Below are 23,408 nucleotides of genomic sequence, written 5' to 3'. Positions count from 1 at the left end.
TAGGTTAGGAAGTCAGGGTCTGCTGTATGGCTTGCGGGTCGAACCCGAGAAGCCAGTGATTGCCGTCCGTCAGAATCGGGCGCCTGATCAGGGCGGGATTCTCCAGCATTACTGTTACAGCAGATTCGGGAGTCAGTGCCTCCCGGACAGTCTCTGGCAGTTTGCGCCAGGTGGTGCCGCGGCGATTTATCAGTTCTTCGAGGGTAAACCGGGCCAGGAAGGTCTCAACCAGTGATTCCGTGATGCCATCTTTCCGGTAGTCGTGAAAGTCATGGGGGACACCGGCGTCTTTCAGCCAGGCACGGGTCTTTTTTATCGTGTCGCAATTACTGATTCCATAAATTGTGATCATGCTGTGTGTCGTTCCGGTTTACAGTGCGTGCTGGGTCAGGAGGCGAATCGTTCTTCCAGTCGCTCCTTGATTGCTCCCTTCAGGTTTTCTGCTTTTTCTGTATTGGTGATGGGCAGATTGTCTTCGCCAATAATATAGAACAGGTCTTCCACGCGTTCGCCTAACGTGGTGATCTTGGCGTCCAAGAGGTTAATCTGGTTTTCGGCAAAAATCTTACCCACTGTTGCCAGGATTCCCGGTCGGTCCGGGCAGTTTATTTCCAGAATGGAGTAGGGTTTTTCCGGATTGTTGATCAGCTCCGCTTCTACATGCTGACTGAAATGCTTGATCTGGCGGGCGGGTTTGCGGCTGAGCGGCGCAACGTAAGACTGCCGATTCTGTATGTGCTCCAGCACCACTTTTCTAATCTGGGCAATGCGGTCCGGGCGATCCCCAACGGGCTTGCCGCTGTTTTCGAGCACCGTATAGGTGTCCATGCAATAGTCATTCGCCGAGGTGAAAATTCTGGCGTTCTGAATATTCAGGTTGAGTTTTTCGAAGGCCGCCGTGCTGTTGGCAAACAGATAGCTGGTATTGGGTGTGTAAATAAAAATTTGTGTGGCACCTTCAATGGTATTGCCGACCGTGTCCTTAACGGCAACAAGTGGCCCGGAATCATCGTGCTCATTAATACACTCGCTGTGCCAGCAGATATTCGCTACCGATTCCCGGATAAAGTATTCATCGTCAGCATTCGCCCAGATCCGTTCGATTGCGGCCTCGTCCATACCTCGGTCCAGCAGCTTGGCCATAGCCTGTTGCTGCTTGTCGTGGATGCGTTCGGTGCGATTCAGCGGATTTTCCATTCCCAGTCGCAGCACGCGTTTGGTGCTCAGGTACAGCTGGCGAAGCAGGGCGGCTCGCCAGGCGTTCCAGAGATTCGGATTGGTAGCGCAGATATCGGCAACAGTGAGTGCGTAGAGATAATTCAGGTGCAGCTTATCGCCGACCTCCAGAGCAAACTCCTGGATTACTTCCGGGTCAGATATATCTTTGCGCTGGGCAGTCATGGACATCAGCAGATGTTTCTGCACCAGCCAGGAAACCAGTTTGGTGTCCCAATCGCTGAGATGGTGGCGCCTGCAGAATGCTTCCGCATCGTCCATGCCCAGCACCGAATGATCGCCACCACGACCTTTGGCAATATCGTGGTACAGACCGGCGATATACAGCAACTCGATTTTTGGCAGGTCACGGGCTATATGGGCTGCCACGGGATAATTTTCTTCGGCATCGTCCAGCAGGAAGCGACGCATGTTCTCCACGACCTGCAGTGTGTGGGCGTCGACTGTATAAATGTGAAACAGATCGTGCTGCATCTTGCCGATTATGCGGCCAAACTCCGGCAGATAGAGGCCGAGTATTCCATAACGCGCCATCCGGCGCAGTTGCAGCGTCAACATGTGGGTAGAGCGTAACAGCTCCATAAACAATGAAGTATTACGAATGTCATTGCGGAACGCTTCATCAACCAGATGCCGGTGGTCACGGATCAGGCGAATGGTGGCGGCGCGCACACCCAGAATGTCCGGGTTTTGTGCCATAAGCACAAAAATTTCCATCAGCGCAAACGGGAAGCGCTTGAAGACGCCGTCGTTACAGACCTCGATATAGCCATTGTGAATCTGAAAGCGCTTATTGAGCGGGGTGATCTTCTCCCGTTCGTTGGCGCGCAGAATAGCCTCGTCCAGATGCTGCAACAGTACGTCGTTGAGTTCGCGCAGACTGGCCACAACCTGGTAATAGCGCTGCATGAGCTGTTCGACTGCAAGACTGGTGTCGTTGTCGACATAGCCAAGCATGCTGGCGAGTTCTCTCTGTTTGTCGAACAGCAGGCGGTCCTCCCGGCGACCTGCCAGCAAGTGCAGACCGTAGCGCAGCTTCCAGAGAAATTTCTGTCCCTCATCTATGAGCGCTTCTTCCGAAGGGTTGAGAAAACCGAGCTTGACCAGGTCATGGAAATCCCTGGCACCGAACTGGCGCTTGGCGACCCAGGCAATAGTCTGAATGTCCCGCAGACCCCCTGGAGAAGTTTTGATATTGGGCTCCAGGGCATAGTCTATGTCCTGGTATTTCTCATGCCTGGCAATCTGTTCGTCCCACTTGGCCTGCAGAAAGGCTTTGATTGGCCAGATCTTGCGACTGGAGGTGAGTTTTTCCATTTCATCCCGCAATTCAGCAGGCCCGGCCAGAGTGCGGGATTCCATCAGGGCGGTGGCGACGGTGATATCGGCCTTGGCTTCCTGTTTGCATTGCTTGAGGGATCGAACGCTTTGCCCGATCTCCAGGCTTATATCCCAGAGCAGTGTCAGGAAACCACTGATACAGGTCTTGTATTTGGCGATACGGTCATTGCGGGTGAGGATCAACAGATCGATATCCGAATGCGGGTGCAGTTCGCCGCGCCCGTATCCGCCCACGGCGACCAGTGAAATGTTTTTCTCATCGGGCCAGGGAAACTGGCGCCAGGCCAGTGCCAGAAGCTGGTCTATCATCCGGGCTCGGCTGCTCACCAGCAGAGCAATGTCTTCGTTTTCCTGGTATAGCCGGTCGAGTTCGCTGTTGGCATGCTGCAGGGCTTCCCTGAACAATGCAATCCGGTTTTCTCCAGCTTGAAGGCGGGATGAAAGATCCTCGATATTGAGCAGATCGAGTTGGCGGAGAGGCGCGGTCTGTTGTTGCGGCATCTATAGGTCCGGTGCAGGGGGCTGGCTGGCCATTACCAGGGGAGGGCCTCATCTGATCGCAGGGTCAGAATTTCGCATCCGTCCCGTGTTACAGCAAGTGTATGTTCCCATTGCGCGGACAGTCTTCTGTCCTTGGTGGTCACGGTCCAGCCATCTTTCTTCGACAGCTTGGTAAAGCGGGTGCCGGCATTGAGCATGGGTTCGATGGTGAATGTCATGCCCTCGGTAACGACGCAGCCGGTTCGAGGGCGACCGAAGTGAAGTACCTGAGGGTCTTCATGGAACACGCGACCTATGCCGTGGCCGCAATATTCTCTCACCACGGAATAATGATTTGCTTCCGCATGGGTTTGAATAGCGTGGCCGATATCCCCCAGCGTGACGCCGGGTTTTACCAGTTCGATACCCAGGTAAAGGCACTCCTGGGTTACCCGGATCAGGCGGCGTGCGTGCTCAGCAGTCTCCCCGACGCAGAACATTTTGCTGGTATCGCCATGGAACCCGTCCTTGATAACCGTCACGTCAATATTGATGATATCGCCGCTTTTCAGGACTTTGCCGTCACTGGGAATACCATGACAAATGACGTGGTTGACTGACGTGCAAATAGATTTGGGGAAACCATTGTAGTTCAATGGTGCCGGGGTTGCGTCCTGAACATTGACAATATAGTCATGACAGATACGATCCAGTTCGCCAGTGCTGATACCGGGCTCAACATAAGGCGTGATCATTTCCAGGACTTCCGCGGCCAGTCTGCCGGCCACGCGCATCTTGGCGATCTCGTCAGCGGTTTTCAGGGTGATTCCCATGGCAAGTTTTTTCGGTTATCTCAAGGTTGTCTGGCGACCAACTGATTCCGGCCTGCGTGTCAAAAGGATGCGTATTGTAAAGCACCCGGAAAGCGAATAATAGAAGTGGCAGGTGCGTGACAGGGCCTGGTCGGAGTCTCAGGGAATTCAGAGAAGCTTTATGTTTCAGTGCTGTTGTGGTATAAAGCGGCGCGCTCTGGGGAGCAGTCCCCGGAAAAATAGGAAAATCAGGCTGGTTTGCCAGCTCTTTTAATGTCGCACACACACCGTCACGTGTGCTTTGGGTGCCCGCCGGAATGCCGTTCAGTGCGTTCCACGGGTTAAGCCATGGGGTGTGTGGAGGCCTAACCCGAACTACAGGAAAGATTATGACTGCTGTATCTATGAAAGAGATGCTGAAGGCCGGCGTGCACTTCGGTCATCAATGCCGTTACTGGAACCCCAAAATGAATCAGTACATTTTCGGGGCTCGAAATCAGATTCACATTATCAACCTGGAGCATACGCTGCCAGCGTTGAATGTCGCACTGGAAGAAGTGCGCGATCTGGCTGCCAAGAAAAAGAAGGTATTGTTTGTCGGTACCAAGCGGGCGGCCGGCAAATTCATTCGCGCCGAAGCCGAACGGGTCGGTATGCCTTACGTTAACCACCGCTGGCTGGGCGGTATGCTGACCAACTATAAAACCATTCGGGGCTCCATCAAACGCTTAAAGGACCTGGAAGCGCAGGAAACTGACGGGACTCTGGGCCATCTGACCAAGAAGGAAGCCCTGATGCGGCGCCGCGCCAAAGAAAAACTTGAGCGCAGCATAGGCGGTATCAAGGATATGGGTGGATTACCGGATGCCATTTTTGTGGTGGACGTAGACCACGAACGTATAGCGGTTAAGGAAGCCAACAGCCTCAGGATACCGGTAATCGGTATTGTTGATACGAACAGTGATCCCGATGGTGTCGATTTCGTTATTCCTGGCAACGATGATGCCATTCGTGCTATCCAGCTCTACGTCAAGGCGATCGCCGATGCCTGCGAGGCAGGCCGCAATGCTGCTAATAACGTAGGCGAAGGCGAGTTCGTCGAAATTGACGACGACGAGCCGGCTCCGGTGGCAGAAGCCAAAGCTGAAGCCAAGGTCGCGCCTAAGATAAGTGCTGCCGAGGTTGAGGAAGCCGAGGTCGAGGCTCCAGCGGAGCCGGCAGCTGAAGCAGAGGCTGACGATTCGCAGGGCGAAGTGGCAGCCGAGGCCGGCAAGGTCGAAGCCGAGGCAGACTCAGCAGCAGATGCTGAGGCAGGTGAAGAGACTGCCGAAGCGGCAGCGAAGAAGGCTCCTGCCAAGAAAGTTGCAGCCAAGAAGGCTGTTGCCAAGAAGAAAGCGCCGGCCAAGAAGCAGTCTGCGGCCGACTCCGAGGAAGAATAGCGGTACCCGTCTTCAGGGGGCTGGGCTCATTGCCGCAGCCCTCGTAACTAATTTCGGGGGCGTTATGCCCCCTTTTTTCAAAAACCAACCAGTTTTTATTTCACCCCGCTCTGACCAGGGCGGCGGGACAGTTGAGAGGCAAAAAACATGACTACGATATCGGCAAGCATGGTCAAAGAGCTGCGCGAGCGCACCGGACTGGGCATGATGGAGTGCAAGAAAGCGCTTCAGGAAGCTGACGGCGACATGGAGCGGGCAATTGACGATCTGCGTAAAGCAAGTGGTTTGAAGGCCGAGAAAAAATCCTCCCGTGTGGCCGCTGAAGGCATTGTGATGACTAAAATCGCCGAAGACGGGAACTACGGCGTGGTAATCGAGGTCAACAGTGAAACCGATTTTGTTGCCAGGGACGATAATTTTCTCGGTTTCGCCAGGGACGTACTGGGTCAGGCATTCGATCAGCGGGATGCTGACCTGGCGCAATTGATGGAAGCTGGACTGGAAAATCAGCGTCAGGCTCTGGTGCAGAAAATCGGTGAGAATATTTCGGTGCGACGTATAGCACGCCTTGCCTTTGATGATGCCAATAAAGGCATAGTTGCTTCCTACGTGCACAGTAACAACCGTATCGCGGTACTGATCGCCTTACAGGGCGGTGATGAGTCTCTTGCCCGCGACATCGCCATGCACATCGCAGCGCTCAGTCCTATGGTAGTGCGCGCCGAAGACGTGCCGGAAGAAGTGCTGGCCAAGGAGTCGGAAATATATTCGGCCCAGGCCCGTGAGAGCGGTAAGCCGGAAGAAATAATTGAAAAGATGATCAGTGGCCGGTTGCAGAAATTCGTCGCTGAAGTAAGCTTGCTGGAACAACCCTTTGTGAAAGACCCAGACGTGAAAGTGAAGGGCCTGCTGAAAGAAGCCGGTGCTGATGTCGTAACATTTGTCCGATTCGAAGTTGGCGAAGGGATTGAGAAGAAAGAAGAAGATTTTGCTGCCGAGGTTGCTGCGCAGCTTAAAAACTAACAGTGTCGGGACAGCTCCCCATTCCGACCCGACTCACCTGGTGAGAGGGAATCAAAAGTCATGCCTGGAGCGGAAAAGAAGTACAAGCGGATACTGCTCAAGCTGAGCGGGGAAGCGCTGATGGGAGACGTTGACTTTGGCATTGATCCCAAGGTGCTCGACCGGATAGCAGTGGAGGTCGGGCAGCTGGTTGGCTTCGGTATCGAAGTCGGTATGGTTATCGGTGGCGGGAATCTGTTCCGTGGCGCGGCGCTGCATTCAGCTGGAATGGAGCGGGTGACGGGCGACCATATGGGAATGCTGGCCACGGTGATGAACGCTCTGGCCATGCGGGATGCGCTGGAACGGGCGGGTATTGCGACCCGGGTGATGTCGGCTGTGCAGATGAGTGGCATGGTCGAGCACTATGATCGCCGCACGGCCATGCGGCATCTGCGTGCCGGAGACGTGGTGATTTTTTCCGCCGGCACCGGTAACCCGTTCTTCACTACCGACACGGCCGCCTGTCTGCGCGGTATCGAAATCGGCGCGGAGCTGATCCTGAAAGCTACCAAGGTTGACGGTGTTTACTCCGCTGATCCCAATGTGGATCCCGAAGCCATCAAGTTTGATACGCTCAGTTACGACGAAGTGATTGAGAAGAAGCTGGGCGTCATGGACCTCACGGCGATCTGTTTGAGCCGCGATAATGCCATTCCGATCCGCGTATTCAATATGACTAAAGCGGGCGGTCTTTTAAACAACGTGATGGGCAGTGGGGAAGGAACGACTATCGGCTAGACCCCTAACCCTGTCAGCAGGGAATTCTTTAAAATTCAGACCGGGAGAATCAGTGAATGATCAAAGAAATTACTCAGGATGCAGAGGAGCGCATGCAGAAAAGTGTGGCCTCTTTGGAGTCGGCTTTCAACAGAATTCGAACCGGCAGAGCGCATCCCAGTCTCCTTGATGATCTTGTCGTCTCTTACTATGGCGTAGAGACACCGCTGAATCAGCTCGCCAATGTCACCGTGGAGGAAGGCAGGTCGCTGGTTGTGAACCCCTGGGAAAAGGGCATGATCGGTGAGGTTGAGAAGGCGATCATGAAGTCGGACCTGGGCCTGAATCCTTCCAACAACGGTGAGTCGATAAGAGTTCCCATGCCGCCGCTGACTGAAGAAACCCGGCGTGAGTATACCAAGCAGGCCAAGAACGAGGCGGAGAATGCCCGGGTGGCAATTCGCAATATTCGCCGCGACGCCAATTCCGATCTGAAAGATCTGGAGAAGGAAAAAGAGATCAGCGAAGATGAATTGCGTCGTGCAGAAGAGCAGATCCAGAAGCTTACCGACAAGTACGTAGAGGCTGTCGAGAAGTGCTTTACCGCGAAGGAAAAGGATCTTCTTTCCGTCTGATAATCCGCTTCTATGCCCACGGCCGGGATTGAAGTTTTACCCGGTCGGCTGGATGTGCAAGGTACAGGAAGGGATTAGGCCATTATGAAGCCCGATAAAACTCAGAGTCTGCCCGCTCATATCGCGGTCATCATGGATGGCAATAATCGTTGGGCCAGGAGTGCGGGGCTGACCGGGACTGCGGGTCATCGGGCCGGCGCTGAAGCTGCCAGGGATCTGGTGGACAGCTGTATAGCGCGCGACATCAACTATCTCACCCTGTTTGCCTTCAGCAGTGAAAACTGGCTCAGACCCAAGAAGGAAGTGCAGGGTCTCATGGCCCTTTTCCTGGCCGTACTCAAGCGCAAGGAAGTGGAACAGTTCCATGCCAAGAATGTGCGTGTGCGTTTCATTGGTCGGCGTGAAAGTTTCTCTAATAAGCTGCTGACTCACATGCGCCAGGTCGAGGAGTTGACAGCCAACAACTCGGGAGTCACGGTAACGGTTGCGGCAGATTACGGTGGCCGCTGGGATATCGCGGAGGCTGCTCGTCGACTGGCGGCAGATGTCGAAGCGGGGCTGATGACCGCCGACCAGGTGAATGAGGACACCTTGCAGAAAGCTATCTGCCTGGGAGATGCGCCAGCACCGGACCTCTGTATTCGCACCGGTGGTGAACGGCGTATCAGCAATTTCCTGCTCTGGCAGTTTGCCTATACGGAACTCTATTTCACGGATTGTTACTGGCCAGACTTCGATGATCGACAGTTTCAGCTGGCGCTGGAGGATTTTGCCAGTCGCCAGCGCCGGTTTGGTTCCCATCCGGATTCCGAGTGATGGAGTGACCAGCGTGCTGTTAAAAAGAATACTGACTGCTATAGTCCTGATTGTCGGGTTGATCTTCCTGGCAGTGTTTTCCTCCCCCTTCGTGTTCGCCATATCGGTGGCGCTAATTACTGTTCTCGCTGGCATGGAATGGACACGTTTCATCGGCGTGGAAAGTACCGGGGCCGGAGCCGGCTACGTATTCAGTCTGGCCGGCCTGTTACTGGGTGCTTTTTTTCTCATTGGCGCCACTCCTGATGCGGTCGCTGTGGATCCCCTGCGGGTACTTTCACTGATGGGATTTGGCTGCATGTTCTGGATACTGGCCGGCTGGCTGTTGACGGGTTATCCCGCCAACAGCAGTTCCTGGAATGATCAGTCTCATGTGGCATTGATGGGGATCTTCGTACTGGTTCCTACCTGGTGCGGCATTGTTCAGTTGAAATACCTTGACGAATCCGGAGGACTGGTTCTGGGTCTCATTGCCCTGGTGAGCATCGCGGATATAGGCGCCTATTTCACCGGTCGCGCATGGGGTAGGCGTAAACTGGCGCCAGCACTGAGCCCCGGCAAATCGTGGGCCGGCTTCTGGGGCGGCATGATTTCCTGTGTGGCAGTCACCGCCGGTATAGTCGCTGTGGTGTCAGTCCGGGTTCTACCGCTGACGTTGATCCAGGCCATTCTGCTGGTGTTGGGAGCAGTGCTGGTATCTCTGAGCAGTGTCGTGGGAGACCTGTTTGAAAGCATGCTCAAGCGCAATCGTAACCTGAAGGACAGCGGAACCCTGCTGCCAGGGCATGGGGGCATACTGGACCGGCTGGACAGCCTGACAGCCGCCACCCCGTTTGCGGTGCTGTGGCTGTTTCTGGTAATGGGGCTGGGGGGCTGATGGCGGTGGCGGCAAAGCAGCGGATAACAGTGCTCGGATCAACGGGCTCAATCGGAGAAAGCACCCTGGATGTCATTGACCGGCATTCTGACTACGAAGTTTTTGCGCTGACGGCCTACAACAGGGTTGAATTGTTGGCCAGGCAATGTCGTCACTTCAACCCCCGCTACGCGGTGGTCGTTGAGGAGGAAAAGGCGGAAGCCCTGCGCCAGTTGTTAGCGGACACAGACACCGAAGTGTTGTGCGGAACCGCCAGCCTTGAATTCGTTGCCGGCCATAACGCAGTGCAGATAGTGATGGCGGCCATCGTTGGTGCCGCGGGTCTGGGTGCGACCCTGGCGGCTGTTGATGCCGGCAAAAAAATTCTGCTGGCCAACAAGGAGTCACTGGTGATGGCTGGTGACCTGTTTATGCACCGCATACGGGCCAGTGGTGCTCAACTGTTACCCATCGACAGCGAGCACAACGCGATATTTCAGTGTCTGCCAGCGCCGCTGAACGGTGAGGTAGTCAGCGGCAAGCAGGGGGTGAGCAGGGTGATCCTGACGGCGTCCGGTGGCCCATTTCTGGACCTGCCTGCGGAAGATTTTTCTTCGGTAACTCCCGACCAGGCCTGTAAACACCCGCGCTGGGAAATGGGGCGCAAGATTTCGGTGGATTCGGCGACGCTCATGAACAAGGGGCTGGAATTCATCGAAGCCTGCTACCTGTTCGATCTGGACTGCGAGCAACTTGAGGTCGTGATCCACCCGCAAAGTATTGTTCATTCCATGGTGGAATACCGGGACGGCTCGGTGGTTGCACAACTGGCAAACCCGGATATGCGCATCCCCATCGCCTACGGCCTGGCCTGGCCGCAGCGCATTGAGTCCGGAGCTTCCCGATTGGATCTTACCCGCCAGCAGCCCCTGGAGTTCAGGCCGCCTGATCTGAACCGCTTTCCCTGTCTGCGCCTCGGTATGGAGGCGGCGGCACGGGGTGGTACCGCGCCGGCCATCCTGAACGCGGCAAATGAGCAGGCGGTCGAAGGGTTTCTACAGGGGCGCCTGAGATTCGATCAGATTCATCGTGTTATCGAAGGGGTTATAGCGAAAATACCTTGTGAAGGCGCGTCAAGTCTCGATATTATTCGAACTTCCGATTCGCAAGCCCGAATTTTGGCTAATGATCTGATTGCTAAAGCAAATAATTGATTTGCGCGGATCGACCCACAAGGTTTAATTATGCTTCCAACGCTGTTTTTAAATGTCGCTGCCCTGATTGTGACGCTGGGCATTCTGGTTACATTTCACGAGTTCGGTCATTTCTGGGTGGCCCGTCGCTGCGGTGTCAGGGTGCTGCGGTTTTCGATTGGGTTCGGCAAACCACTAAAATCCTGGATCGGAAAAGACGGTGTGGAGTACGCCATCGCGCCGATCCCCCTCGGTGGCTACGTCAAGATGTTGGGGCAGGAAGATATCGCGGTAGCGGACAACAGTCAGCTTACCGCAGTGCAACGGGCGGAGTCTTTTGCCTTCAAGCCGCTGTGGCAGAGAATGGCTATTGTCGCCGCGGGTCCGGTGGCCAATTTTATTCTCGCGGCGGTTGTTTTCTGGATAATCAATCTTAGCTACGGCGTTACCGGCCTGGCGCCGGTAGTTCACAGTGTTGTCGAAGACAGTCCGGCGGATCGGGCCGGCCTGCAGGCGGGCGACGAGATTACAGCAGTCGACGGTACCCAGACGCAAATGTGGCAGCAGGTAACCATGAAGTTGCTTGAGCGACTGGGGGAAAGTGGCCAGATCGAAATGACAGTCACCCCGGCAGGCGCGCTGGATTCAGAAACCAGGCAGGTTTCGATCGATAGCTGGCTGGCACAATCCACTGCGCCGGATCCATTGTATTCACTGGGGCTCGTGCAGTTTGATCTGCCTCCGGAAATCGCCTCCGTAATACCCGGTGGTAGAGCAGAGGCGGGCGGTTTACAGCCTGGTGATGAAGTGATCAGTGCCAATGGCCGGCCCATACGCGGCTGGTCCCACTGGGTCGAAATCGTGCGAGCAAACCCGGAACTCGATCTGGATGTCGTTGTCCAACGAGGGAGTGAAGAGGTCGAATTGCGACTGCGACCAGAGCGCACGGCAGTGGGGGATGGCAGGGTCATCGGCACTATTGGCGCCTCGGTTGTTGAAAGGTCCATTGCCGACCTGTTACCGGCAGACCGGCAACGCCGTCTTGAATTCAATGCGTTTACAGCCATTGTTCCGGCGTTGCAGGAAACCTGGAGCAAATCGTTGTTCGTGCTGGACTCGATAAAGAAAATGGTTGTAGGCCTGATTTCCGTAAAGAATATCAATGGGCCTATTACCATTGCACAGGTCGCCGGCGAAACAGCCTCGTACGGACTGGATGTGTATCTCGGGTTTCTGGCGATTCTGAGTATTTCGCTCGGCGTGCTGAACCTGTTACCGATACCGGTTCTGGATGGTGGCCATCTGCTGTACTACCTGATCGAGGCGGTGATCCGCAGGCCGGTGCCGGAAAAAATTCAGGAGCTGGGTTTGCAGCTGGGTCTGTTGCTGATATCAGGGATAATGGTTCTGGCTATTTATAACGATGTTAGTCGACTGCTATAAAAAACACATCAGCAGCCGAAGTGATTAACCTACCCGCCATAGTAGTTTGAAAAGCTTAAACTTGAGTACGAATTGATAATGAAAAAACTTTGTCTTGGTCTCCTATTATTCATTGGAATTGCCAATTCGTCTTATGCCCAGAATTTCACTATCGCTGACATAATCATCGATGGCTATCAGCGGGTTTCACCGGGTGTTATTTATGGGCTTCTACCGGTTGGTATAGGTGATGAAGTAACGCCCGATGTGGCAGCTGACATTATCAGGGCGCTTTCTGACTCCGGCTACTTTGATGATATTGAAGTGCTGCGTGACGGGAACCTGCTGGTCATCAGTATCCTGGAACGTCCTTCGGTTGCGGAAATCAATATCGAGGGTAACAGTGTTCTGGAAACCGAGCAGATCATTGACAACATGGCGACGGCGGAAATAGCCGAAGGGCAGATATTTACCCGCGCCACACTGGAGGCGATCCGGCAGGGTATTCAGGATGTTTATTCTTCGCGGGGGCGCTACGGTGCTACAGTGGAGATTGAGGTCGAGGAGCTGCCAAGGAACCGCGTTGCCATCAATCTGGACATCAACGAAGGTGAAGAAAGCCGGATTCAGCATATCAACATTGTCGGCAATGATGCTTTTGAAGACGAGGTGCTGCTCGAATTATTTGAGCAGGGTACAAAGCCCTTCTGGCTGTTTCTGAGTCGGCGTGATCGGTATTCCCGGGAGCAGTTTTCCGGTGATCTCGAGCGTCTCGAATCTTTTTATCTGGATAACGGCTACGTTGAGTTTAGTATCGATTCCACGCCTATCTCCATTACGCCCGACAAAGAAGAAATCTATATCACCGTCAATGTGAATGAGGGCCCTCAGTACACTATCAATGAGGTGGAGCTGGCCGGCGATCTGGTGGATGCCGAAGCACTGCTGCGGGCAGCGGTCTTTGTCAGGCCAGGGCAGATCTATTCGCAGGCTCTGGTCACCGGTACAGAAGAGATCATGGTGCAATTTCTGGGGAACCTCGGATACGCATTTGCCGCATCGACCGGTATTCCGGAGATCAACGAGGGTGAAAACACCGTCGACGTGACGTTTTTCGTCGAGCCGGGTAATCGTACCTATGTCAACCGCATAAATTTCAACGGCAATCTCTCCACGGCTGATGAAGTACTGCGACGTGAAATGCGTCAGTTGGAAAGCGCGCCGGCCTCCAGCCAGCAGATCGAACAGTCGAAGGTGCGTCTGGAGCGGCTTGGCTATTTCGAAACCGTTGAAGTTGCCACTGTCGAGGTGCCGGGCACGGAAGATCAGATCGATGTGAATTATGATGTGGTGGAACAGAATTTCGGCTCGGTAAATTTTTCCGTAGGGGGCGGCGCTGGAAACTTTTTCGTCAGCACTTCCCTGCAGGCGCAGAATTTTCTTGGCACTGGCAAAACAATCGGGTTCGGTCTCAACCGCAGTCGTTTCAGCCAGAGCCTGAATATCCAGTATCTGGATCCCTATTACACGCCTGACGGGGTGAGCCGGGGCTTTAATATATTTGCCCAGGAAGTTGAGTCGCCGTTCAATATTTCCAGTTTCAATACCAGTTCGTACGGGGCGGGTTTCAATTTCAGCTATCCGATGAGCGAGGTGGAAGCCCTTGGTTTTGACATCGGGTATTCCCATACGGAACTGAGTTCCGGATTCGGTTCTGTGCAGGAAATTCAGGCCAGTCCGGTTTTCTTTCAGGGGATTGATCAGTATGTTATTTCCCCCGCCAACAACAATCCCTGGCAAGGGCCTGTTCAGGACGCGGTGCTGGGTAATGTAAATGATCTGCCCGATTCAGCCTTGCGGAAATACCCTGAGCCGGGCTTCATTGACCGCAATGGTGATACCTTTGATAATTTTACTGTCACCGGAACCTGGTTTCGTAATACGTTGAACCGCGGGCAGTTACCCAATGCGGGTTCGCTGCACTCACTGGCAGTGGAGGTCAGCCTGCCCGGCAGTGATCTGGAATACGCCACCATCAATTATCAAGGGCAGATGTACTGGCCCATCAGCGACAACCGTGACTGGGTGGTGGCATTGCGCTACAACCTTGGCTATGGGTTTGGTTACGGTAAATCCAACGAGATGCCGTTCTTTCAGCACTTTTTTGCCGGAGGGATAACCGCGCAGGGGGTGGTCAGGGGCTTTGATGAGAACAGCCTTGGCCCGCAGAGTACGCCCGGGCGACGCTACCGTTTCCAGAATATACCATCCACGCTGGCCCGCGACGAGAACGGTGAAATTATCCGGGATTTCGAGGGTTTTGCCGAGTATGCGGAGAATGTTGTCGGCTATGAGACCACCACGATTCTGGATGAATTAGGCAACGAGCAACTGGCGCTGGCGATAGAGGAACAGTTCCTGGATCGTGATTTCGACAGCTTTGGTGGTAATATACTGACCACGGGGAGCCTGGAGTTGATGTTTCCGCTGCCTTTTGTACCAAATCGCAATCAGGTCCGGTCAGCGTTCTTCATTGATGGCGGAAACGTATTTTCCTCCAACTGTACCCAGACTCAACAGCTGTTGCGCAACTGCAGTGACTTTGACGCAGGGGAATTGCGGTTCGCTGCCGGTATCAGTGTTACCTACCTGTCACCGTTCGGGCCGTTGACCTTCTATCTGGCGACACCGTTGAAGGAAGGTCTGAATGATGACACGAAATCATTCGATTTCACTGTTGGTACCGGATTCTGACAGGGTGGCGTAGAATTAGCAGCCTTCGCGCGGCGAAGGCCCCCGGGGCCGGAGAATACAGGGGCGGAGCGCACTATTGGGTTGCGACAACCTGAACGCTAGATTGAACAGAAAAGCAGTAGATTCAGCCAATTGCCCGGCAGGGCTTAGATTTTTTTGGAGACGGTACGTGAAAACAGTTAAATCCTTGATGTTGCTGGTGAGTTTGACCTTAGTTCCGGGCTTTGTCATGGCCCAGGACACCAAGATCGGCATCATAAACCTTGAACAGGCGTTGTTTAATTCGGAAGCTGCGCGGGTTGTTCAGGAAGAGTTGCAGTCAGAGTTTTCCGGCGATGAGCGTCGCGCCCAGACCCTGCAGGAGGAACTGGTCGCCTTGCAGCAGAAGTTTCAGCAGGACGAAGCAATCATGAGCGAGTCGGAAATTCGTCAGATGAATGCCGATGCACAGGAAAAACAGCTTCAATTGCAGCTGATTTCCGAGCGGGTTCAGCAGGCATTGCAGCAAAAAAACCAGCAGTTTGTAGAGAGCATGCGCGGAACCCTTACCGAGGCCATTACTGATGTGGTGGCAGAAGGCGGGTACGATCTGATTCTGAATGCGACCGGTGTCGCTTATGCAGACCCGGTGTTGGATATCACTCCCAAAGTGACCGCGAAGATTAACGAATTAAATCAGAACTAAACGTTTAATACGTTGAAGCTGCGGGTAGTTGCCAGGTGAGTGACGAAAAAAGTTATACACTTGGCACACTTGCAGACCTGCTCGGTGTCAGGCTGGTCGGGGACAAAGACTGCCTTATCAGCGGTCTGGCGACTCTCACCACGGGAGCGCCGGGAAAACTCTGCTTTCTCAGCAATCCCTCGTATACCAGGCAGTTAGCCGAGTGCCGTGCATCTGCCGTGATTTTAGAAGAGAAGTTTGCTGAGGCCTGTCCAGTAAGCAAGTTGATATCTTCGGCACCCTATGTCAGTTTCGCCCAGGCGACACAGCTCTTTGACGCCACACCGGTCCCCCCCCAGGGCATCCACCCCAGCGCCTCCGTTTCTTCCTCCGCCCGTCTGGCCGACAATGTTTCCATTGGTGCCAACGCGGTAATCGAAGGGGGTGTCAGCCTGGATTCCGGAACCCGTATCGGTGCTGGTACTTTTATCGGTGAAGGCTGCCAGATTGGAGTCAATTGCCGTTTGTTTGCCAATGTGTCTCTCTATCACGGTGTACGGCTGGGTAACAATGTGATCGTCCATTCGGGTGCCACTATTGGTGCTGATGGATTCGGGTTTGCGTTTGACGGGCAGAAATCGGTCAAGATTCATCAGTTGGGCGGTGTGCTGGTGGGTGACGATGTAGAGATCGGCGCCGGTTCTACAATAGATCGTGGTGCCATTGAAGATACCATTATTGAACAAGGGGTTAAAATAGATAACCAGGTTCAGATTGGGCATAATGCAAGGATCGGGGCACATACTGTGATATGCGGCTGTGCGGCAGTTGCGGGCAGTGCCGAGGTTGGGCGGTACTGTGTGCTGGGCGGCGGCTCAGGCGTCGTGGGGCATATACGGATTGTTGACAGGGTCAGGGTAAGCGCCATGTCGTTGGTCAGTAAGAGCATAACCGAGGCTGGAGATTATTCTTCGGGCACGGGTATCGTCAGCTCAACCCAATGGCGTCGGAATGCCATTCGATTTAACCAGCTGGACAGCATGGCCAAACGCTTGAGCCGGCTTGAAAGCAAGAATTAGCAGGCTGTTAGCCAACTTGAAAGGCGCGCAGGCAGCAGAGAGAGGACTAGAAGTGATAATGACGATTGAGGAAATCAAGGAATATTTGCCGCAGCGGTACCCGTTCCTGTTGGTTGACAGGATTGTGGAGATTGAGTTGGGTAAGTCGATTGTGGGCTACAAGAATGTGACTGTAAATGAGCCGTTCTTTATGGGCCACTTTCCCCATGAACCGATCATGCCAGGTGTGTTGATTATCGAAGCGCTTGCCCAGGTGGCTGGTGTGCTGGGGTTTAAAAGTCAGGAAAAAAAGCCCAAGGACGGTTATCTGTATTATTTTGTTGGCGCCGATAATGTGCGTTTGCGTCGCCCCGTGGTTCCCGGTGACCGGTTGACCCTGATGGCAGAAATCGAAACTGCCAGAAAAGGGATCTACAAATTCAAGTGTACAGCGAAGGTTGACGATGAACTGGTTACAACAATGAATATCATGTGCGCGGAAAGGAAGGTTCAGGTTGATTGATCCCAGTTCGCAAATTGATCCCTCGGCCGAACTCGCGGACGGCGTATCGGTGGGACCCTGGTCGATAATAGGGCCACAGGTAACGATTGAGTCAGGAACAAAGATCGGGTCACACGTGGTTATTCGCGCCAATACACGAATCGGCGCAAACAACACGATCTTCCAGTTTTCGTCTGTTGGGGAGGATCCGGCCGACAAAAAATACCAGGGTGAGGAAACCTGGCTGGAGATCGGTGATAACAATACCTTTCGCGAGGGAGTCACGCTGCACCGGGGGACCGCGGCAGGAGGCGGCGTTACGGTTATCGGAAATGATAATCTTCTAATGCCCTACGTCCACATTGCGCACGATTGTGTGGTCGGCAGTAACACCGTGTTCGCGAATAACGTAGGAATATCCGGTCACGTCCAGGTGGCGGATTGGGCAATACTGGGTGGTTATGCCGGTGTTAACCAGTTTCTCAAGATTGGTGCCCACGCCATGGTAGGTGGGATGACTCATATCACCAATGACGTTCCGGCTTACATAATTATCAGTGGAAACCCAGCTGCGGTGCGAAGTATCAATGCCATTGGCCTGGAACGTCGCGGTTTCGATCGCGATTCCATCAAGGCTATCCGGACCGCGTTCAAGATTATCTATAAGCGTGGCCTGAGTCTCGAGGAAGCTATTGATACCCTGGAGTCCATGAAAGCAAAGTGCAGCGATCTGCAGGTGCTCATTGATTCACTGCAAGCCTCCGAGAAAGGGATTCACCGCTGAACGATTTCCCAACAGCCTGTTAAATCCGCGCACTGTGCCCGACAATCAATCTCAGGTTTTATCACATGGGTAACAGTTTGCTTATCGGCATGGTGGCCGGGGAAAAGTCCGGTGACAACTTAGGCGCCGGTTTTATGCGGGAAATGCTGAAACGGTACCCGGACGCCCGTTTCGAAGGTATCGGTGGGCCGGCTATGATGGAGCTTGGATTTCACAGCCTCTTCCCGATGGAGCGACTGTCGGTTATGGGGTTCGTTGAACCATTGAGCCGCCTGCCGGAACTGCTGTCCATCGATCGGCAGCTCAAAGCACATTTTTTGAACAACCCTCCTGACGTGTTTGTCGGCGTTGATTCGCCAGGATTCAATACCCGCTTCGAAAAATACCTTAAAAATCATGGTATCAGGACTGTGCACTACGTGAGCCCCAGCGTGTGGGCCTACGGTGAAAAACGCCTGCGCAAGATCAGGCAGGCGGTAGATCTGATGCTGGTGTTGTTTCCCTTTGAGTTGTCAATCTACGCAACCCACGGTATACCGGCTGAATGTGTCGGCCACCCGCTGGCCGATCAGATCGAAGGGCATTCGGACCGTGATGCCGCACGCGCTGCCTGCGGACTGGACGGGAAGGACACTGTGATCGCCTTGCTGCCAGGTAGTCGGAGCAGCGAGGTGAAACGACTGACCCCGCTGTTTCTCGACGTGGCAGAGCGTTGCCAGGTGTTGCCGCAGGTACCGGTTTTTGTCATTCCCTGTGCCAATCCTGGATTGCGACAAGAGATTGAAGCCCTTATCGCCGCCCGGCAGGGCAAGGCCAGTGTCAGGCTGCTCGATGGTCAGGCTCAGCATGCTATCAGGGCGGCGGACCTGGTATTGCTGGCGTCTGGAACAGCCAGCCTGGAAACCATGTTGCTGGGGAAACCTATGGTCATCTGCTACAAGGTCGCTCCCCTGACTTATGCTCTGGCGTCACGGATATTAAAGGTGCCTTATGTCGGGCTGCCCAATCTGCTGGCCGGTGAAATGCTGGTTCCCGAGTATATGCAGCACGAGGCCACCACGGAGAACCTGTTTGGCGAGATCCAACGTTTTCTCGCTGATCCAGGCAGTTGGGATGGTCGCCTGCATCGTTTCGAACAGATGCGGCAGTCGATAGCCAGGCAGGCCAACAGGCGGGCGGCAGAGGCGGTGCTTGGCCTGTTGGGCAGCCCCTGAGAACGCGGTTGACACCATTTATGGAGGCACTGTTAATTGACCCGCAACGAAGTTTTGAGCTGCCTCCGCTGGCGCTTGGCTGTCAGCTGCTGGCCGGGGTTGATGAGGCGGGCCGGGGACCTCTGGCCGGTGATGTGGTTGCGGCAGCCGTTATCCTGGATGCCAGGAAACCAGTGACAGGCCTGAACGACTCGAAGAAGTTGAATGCCAGCAGGCGGGCCCGGTGTTTTGAAGAAATCACCGAACGGGCAACTGCGTATGCCATCGCCCGAGCGTCGGTGGCTGAAATAGACGGGCTGAATATTCTGCAGGCGAGTCTGCTGGCCATGCGCCGGGCAGTGGATGCACTGGCCACAACCCCGGGATTCGTTCTGGTAGATGGCAATCGTTGCCCCGACTGGGCCTACCAGTCGGCCGCGATAGTCAAGGGGGATGCAAAATTGCAATGCATCGCGGCCGCTTCAATTCTTGCCAAGGTATCCCGCGACCAGTCAATGGATGCGTTGGAATTGCGCTACCCGGGTTACGGCTTCGCTCAGCACAAGGGGTATCCGACCCGCGCCCACCTGGAGGCGCTCGCGCGGCTTGGCCCCTGTCCCGAACATCGCCGTTCCTTTAAACCGGTAGCGGATCTGCTGTAGGTTTTAAGGCGCAGGAAGCCCTGCAGAACTGTGCGGCAGTCAACGGGCGGTTACTCAGAGGTTCTCTAAACAAACTGCAGAAAAACCGGTATAGTCAGACTCACTGACTCGAACCGCCCGATGTGCCGACAAATGCCTGAATCCTCCCCAACCAGCTGCTTTGTTCACCTGCGGCTCCATACTGAATTCTCCATCAGTGACAGTATCGTCACGATCAAGCCGCTTATCGCATCGGCCGCTGAGCTTGCCATGCCGGCGTTGGCGGTCACCGACCTGGGTAACCTGTTCGGTCTGATCAAGTTTTACTCGACGGCAATGGCCCAGGGCATCAAGCCGATCTGTGGCTGTGATATCAAGGTCATCGATGAACACGAAAACGAATCGCAGCTGGCGTTACTGGTCAGGAACCGGGAGGGTTATCTCAATCTCACGCGACTGATTTCCCGGGCCTATACCGAGAAGTCCACGCACGCCGAGGTGCACCTGGAGAAAAGCTGGCTTAGAGAAGCGGCATCCGGTCTTATTGCACTTTCCGGTGCCAGGCACAGTGACGTGGGCAAGGCGCTGCTTGAAGACGAACAGGAGCGTGCGGCGCTGTTGCTGCGTGACTGGCTGGCTATTTTTCCCGACAGCTTCTACCTAGAGTTGCAGCGCACCGGTCGCAATGGTGAAGAAGATTACATCGAAGCGGCTATACAGCTGGCCTTGCAGGAAGAGTGCCCGGTAGTGGCGACCAATGATGTCAGATTCCTCAGGCCGGAGGATTTCGATGCCCACGAGCTGAGAGTCTGTATCAATGAACGTCGAACGCTTGATGACCCCAGGCGTTCCCACAATTACAGCGATCAACAATACCTGCGCTCAGCGGAAGAAATGCAGACCTTGTTCGCTGACATTCCAGAGGCCATCGAAAATTCCGTCGAAATCGCCAGGCGCTGCAATCTGGCCTTGAACCTGTATCAGCCTCATCTCCCCAATTACCCGGTACCCGATGGTTCCGGGGTGGATGATTATTTCCGCCGCCTCAGCAGGGAAGGCCTTGAGGCCAGACTGGTGGAGATATTTGATCCCGGCAGCGAGGATTATCCGACCCGTAGCGGCCCGTATTACGAGCGTCTGGACCTGGAACTGCAGACCATCATCCAGATGGGGTTTCCGGGCTATTTTCTGATCGTGATGGAGTTTATTCAGTGGGCCAAGAACAATGGCATTCCGGTTGGACCGGGGCGTGGATCCGGTGCCGGTTCCATTGTTGCCTGGGCGCTGGGCATCACGGATCTGGATCCCCTCAGGTATGACCTGCTGTTCGAACGCTTTCTGAATCCGGAGCGGGTCTCCATGCCGGATTTTGATGTGGATTTCTGTATGGACGGCAGGGACAGGGTGATCCAGCATGTTGCGGAGCTGTACGGTAAAGAAGCGGTCTCGCAGATTATTACCTTCGGCACCATGGCGGCCAAGGCCGTGGTGCGTGACGTGGGTCGGGTGCAGGGGAAGTCCTATGCCCTGGCTGACAAGCTATCCAAACTGATTCCCTTTGAACCGGGGATGACCCTGGCCAGGGCCCTGGAGCAGGAGCCTCAGCTGCGCGAGTTTATCGACAGTGACGACGACGCCCAGGAGATCATGGAAATGGCCCACAAGCTGGAGGGTATTGTCAGGAACGTGGGCAAACACGCCGGGGGGGTGGTCATCGCGCCGACCAGGCTGACCGATTTTACGCCCCTTTACTGCGATGAGAACGGCGAGAGCCTGGTTACCCAGTTTGACAAGAATGATGTTGAAACCGCCGGTCTGGTGAAGTTTGACTTTCTGGGCCTGCGGACACTGACCATCATCGACTGGGCAGTGAAGATGATCAACGCAGGTGCCCCGGATGGCACCGAAATAAACATCGGCAGGATTCCTCTCGACGATGAGGAGGTCTATGGTCTCCTCAAGAAAGCTAACACGACAGCGGTTTTCCAGCTGGAATCCCGGGGCATGAAAGACCTGATAAAGCGTCTTCAGCCAAGCTGTTTTGAAGACATTATTGCGCTGGTAGCCCTGTTTCGCCCCGGGCCGTTGCAGTCTGGCATGGTGGACGATTTCATCGACCGCAAACACGGACGCGCCAGGGTAAACTATCCGCACCCGGACCTTGAGCCGGTTCTGAAAAACACTTATGGCGTTATTCTCTATCAGGAACAGGTGATGCAGATCGCCCAGGTACTGGCCAGTTACACCCTGGGTGGTGCAGACATGCTGCGCCGGGCCATGGGTAAGAAGAAACCTGAGGAAATGGACCGTCAGCGCACGATTTTCATGCAGGGTGCCGAGCAGCGTGGCGTTGATAAAAAACTGGCCGGTTCAATATTCGATCTGATGGAGAAATTCGCCGGCTACGGATTCAACAAATCTCATTCCGCAGCCTATGCCCTGGTCTCTTACCAGACCGCGTGGCTGAAAACCCATTATCCGGCCCATTACATGGCAGCTGTATTAACGGCTGATATGCAGAACACGGATAAGATCGTTACCCTGATTGACGAGTGTCGTTCCATGGGGCTTCCCCTGGTACATCCGGATGTCAACATCGGAGCGCATAATTTTACCGTAAACGATCGCGGGGAAATCGTTTACGGCCTGGGAGCCATCAAGGGTATGGGGCAGGGCCCGATATCGGCCATCACCGAGGCGCGCGCCCGGGGTGGGGTGTTTACCAGTCTGCTGGATTTCTGCTCCCGGGTTGAAGGACACAGTGTAAACAAACGGGCTCTTGAAGCGTTGATTCGGTCCGGTGCGCTGGATAGTGTGCTGGACGGCAATGACGCGGATACGACGCGGGCGGTGTTGACAGCCTGTCTCGATGAGACGCTGCGCGCTGCCGAGCAGAGCTCGCGAAACCAGGCTATCGGGGTCGACGATATGTTTGGCGCCATAGAGCCGGTCAGGTCGAACTCCGATATTTCGCCGCAGGCGGTATTGAAGTCCGGTGTGCGGCCCTGGAGCGAGCAGCAGCGCCTGACTGCCGAGCGGGATACGCTGGGACTCTATCTGTCCGGTCATCCGGTAGACGAGTACCTCCCGGAGCTGGAGCAGTTTGTCGCCGATCGGATTGTGAACCTGAAACCGGAAAAGGAAACCCAGCTGGTGGCAGGTCTGGTCCATTCCGTGCGAACGATGAAGAGCAAGAAGGGCGACACTATTGCTTTTGTCGTACTGGATGACAAGAGTGGTCGCTTCGAGGCGTCAGTGTTCGCCAAGGAATACGAGAAATACCGGGATCTCCTCACCAAGGACTCCATTCTGGTGGTGGAATGTCAGGTCAGTGAAGACGATTACAGCGGTGGCATGCGTGGCAGGGTGAAAGAAATATTTACCTTGCAGGACTTTCGCCAGGCACGTGCCAGGCGGCTGAATATTCACCTGGAGGCGCGTGCGCTGAATGCTGATTTCTGCGATGAGCTTGCCACGATCCTGGCGCCTTATCGAATAGACGCCAGCCTGAAATTAGTCGAGGCGCGGATGGATGCGGGTTCTGGCAGCCAGAGCAATCACCAGGCAACCGAGGGCGGCAGCGGTCGGCGGGGGTGTCTGATTGCGGCCCGATACCGTCGCGAAGACTCCGAAGGGTGTATAATCTTCGGCCATCAGTGGACGGTGGCGGTATCAGATGATCTGTTGCAGCGTCTGAAGGCCGAGTTCGGCAAGCAACACATCAGCGTCCAGTATTAGGGCCAGTCAACGGGCCCTGGAGACAGGAGTGCGGCTGAGCGCCGTGTTAACGAATTACAGGA

The 23,408-nt window shown here is 54.7% G+C and carries 18 protein-coding genes and 1 pseudogene; 16 read left to right on the top strand and 3 right to left on the bottom strand.

What is annotated here, in order from left to right:
- Positions 1–4: 4 nt before the first annotated feature.
- From R3F50_18130 to map, 3 genes are read right to left on the bottom strand one after another with little or no spacing between them, the layout of a single operon-like run.
- Entirely contained in the window at positions 5–352 is a 348-nt protein-coding gene (locus R3F50_18130) for an ArsC family reductase (protein MEZ5492205.1), read from the bottom strand.
- A gap of 35 nt (positions 353–387) precedes the next feature.
- A complete protein-coding gene (locus tag R3F50_18125; protein MEZ5492204.1) occupies positions 388–3,078 on the bottom strand; it encodes a [protein-PII] uridylyltransferase in 2,691 nt (896 codons plus the stop codon).
- Positions 3,079–3,110: 32 nt separating this feature from the next.
- Positions 3,111–3,890, bottom strand: coding sequence for a type I methionyl aminopeptidase (map, locus tag R3F50_18120; GenBank protein ID MEZ5492203.1), 780 nt, complete (start codon positions 3,888–3,890; stop codon positions 3,111–3,113).
- Positions 3,891–4,258: 368 nt separating this feature from the next.
- Between map and rpsB the strand changes: the two are divergent.
- The 16 genes and pseudogenes from rpsB to dnaE all read left to right on the top strand — a co-directional run bounded on the left by rpsB (position 4,259) and on the right by dnaE (position 23,346).
- Positions 4,259–4,984: pseudogene (rpsB, locus tag R3F50_18115) on the top strand (30S ribosomal protein S2).
- 471 nt (positions 4,985–5,455) lie between these two features.
- Positions 5,456–6,331, top strand: a complete 876-nt coding sequence (gene tsf / locus R3F50_18110; GenBank protein MEZ5492202.1) for a translation elongation factor Ts — start codon at positions 5,456–5,458, stop codon at positions 6,329–6,331.
- 60 nt (positions 6,332–6,391) lie between these two features.
- Positions 6,392–7,111, top strand: coding sequence for a UMP kinase (pyrH, locus tag R3F50_18105; protein MEZ5492201.1), 720 nt, complete (start codon positions 6,392–6,394; stop codon positions 7,109–7,111).
- Between the two features lie 56 nt (positions 7,112–7,167).
- A complete protein-coding gene (frr, locus tag R3F50_18100) occupies positions 7,168–7,725 on the top strand; it encodes a ribosome recycling factor (protein MEZ5492200.1) in 558 nt (185 codons plus the stop codon).
- A gap of 84 nt (positions 7,726–7,809) precedes the next feature.
- Positions 7,810–8,541, top strand: coding sequence for a polyprenyl diphosphate synthase (gene uppS / locus R3F50_18095; protein MEZ5492199.1), 732 nt, complete (start codon positions 7,810–7,812; stop codon positions 8,539–8,541).
- A 13-nt stretch (positions 8,542–8,554) separates the two neighbouring features.
- Positions 8,555–9,418 carry a phosphatidate cytidylyltransferase gene (locus R3F50_18090; protein ID MEZ5492198.1) on the top strand — a complete coding sequence of 288 codons (864 nt, stop codon included), beginning with the start codon at positions 8,555–8,557 and terminating at the stop codon, positions 9,416–9,418.
- A complete protein-coding gene (gene ispC / locus R3F50_18085) occupies positions 9,418–10,611 on the top strand; it encodes a 1-deoxy-D-xylulose-5-phosphate reductoisomerase (GenBank protein ID MEZ5492197.1) in 1,194 nt (397 codons plus the stop codon). Before R3F50_18090 ends, ispC begins: the two co-directional genes overlap by 1 nt.
- A 30-nt stretch (positions 10,612–10,641) precedes the next feature.
- The gene (gene rseP / locus R3F50_18080) at positions 10,642–12,033 is read left to right on the top strand and encodes an RIP metalloprotease RseP (GenBank protein MEZ5492196.1); all 1,392 of its coding nucleotides are present in this window, start codon (positions 10,642–10,644) and stop codon (positions 12,031–12,033) included.
- A gap of 78 nt (positions 12,034–12,111) precedes the next feature.
- On the top strand, positions 12,112–14,766 hold the full coding sequence (bamA, locus tag R3F50_18075) for an outer membrane protein assembly factor BamA (GenBank protein MEZ5492195.1): 2,655 nt from the start codon (positions 12,112–12,114) through the stop codon (positions 14,764–14,766).
- A gap of 169 nt (positions 14,767–14,935) precedes the next feature.
- On the top strand, positions 14,936–15,451 hold the full coding sequence (locus R3F50_18070; protein ID MEZ5492194.1) for an OmpH family outer membrane protein: 516 nt from the start codon (positions 14,936–14,938) through the stop codon (positions 15,449–15,451).
- 35 nt (positions 15,452–15,486) lie between these two features.
- Positions 15,487–16,509 (top strand): UDP-3-O-(3-hydroxymyristoyl)glucosamine N-acyltransferase, encoded by a 1,023-nt coding sequence (gene lpxD, locus R3F50_18065; GenBank protein ID MEZ5492193.1) that lies wholly within the window; start codon positions 15,487–15,489, stop codon positions 16,507–16,509.
- Between the two features lie 58 nt (positions 16,510–16,567).
- A complete protein-coding gene (gene fabZ / locus R3F50_18060; GenBank protein MEZ5492192.1) occupies positions 16,568–17,011 on the top strand; it encodes a 3-hydroxyacyl-ACP dehydratase FabZ in 444 nt (147 codons plus the stop codon).
- Positions 17,004–17,774 carry an acyl-ACP--UDP-N-acetylglucosamine O-acyltransferase gene (lpxA, locus tag R3F50_18055; protein ID MEZ5492191.1) on the top strand — a complete coding sequence of 257 codons (771 nt, stop codon included), beginning with the start codon at positions 17,004–17,006 and terminating at the stop codon, positions 17,772–17,774. The genes fabZ and lpxA overlap by 8 nt, the downstream gene beginning before the upstream one ends.
- Positions 17,775–17,839: 65 nt before the next feature.
- Entirely contained in the window at positions 17,840–18,988 is a 1,149-nt protein-coding gene (gene lpxB, locus R3F50_18050; protein ID MEZ5492190.1) for a lipid-A-disaccharide synthase, read from the top strand.
- Positions 18,989–19,008: 20 nt separating this feature from the next.
- Positions 19,009–19,629 carry a ribonuclease HII gene (gene rnhB, locus R3F50_18045; protein MEZ5492189.1) on the top strand — a complete coding sequence of 207 codons (621 nt, stop codon included), beginning with the start codon at positions 19,009–19,011 and terminating at the stop codon, positions 19,627–19,629.
- A 132-nt stretch (positions 19,630–19,761) separates the two neighbouring features.
- Positions 19,762–23,346: a DNA polymerase III subunit alpha gene (dnaE, locus tag R3F50_18040; GenBank protein ID MEZ5492188.1), complete on the top strand. Its 3,585-nt coding sequence runs from the start codon at positions 19,762–19,764 to the stop codon at positions 23,344–23,346.
- The last annotated feature ends 62 nt before the right edge of the window (positions 23,347–23,408 follow it).

Source organism: Gammaproteobacteria bacterium (genome assembly GCA_041395725.1).
In the GTDB taxonomy this organism is placed as follows: domain Bacteria; phylum Pseudomonadota; class Gammaproteobacteria; order Pseudomonadales; family Pseudohongiellaceae; genus NORP240.
The sequence above is the reverse complement of the archived record's forward strand: the minus strand, read 5'-3'. Positions and strand labels throughout refer to the sequence as shown.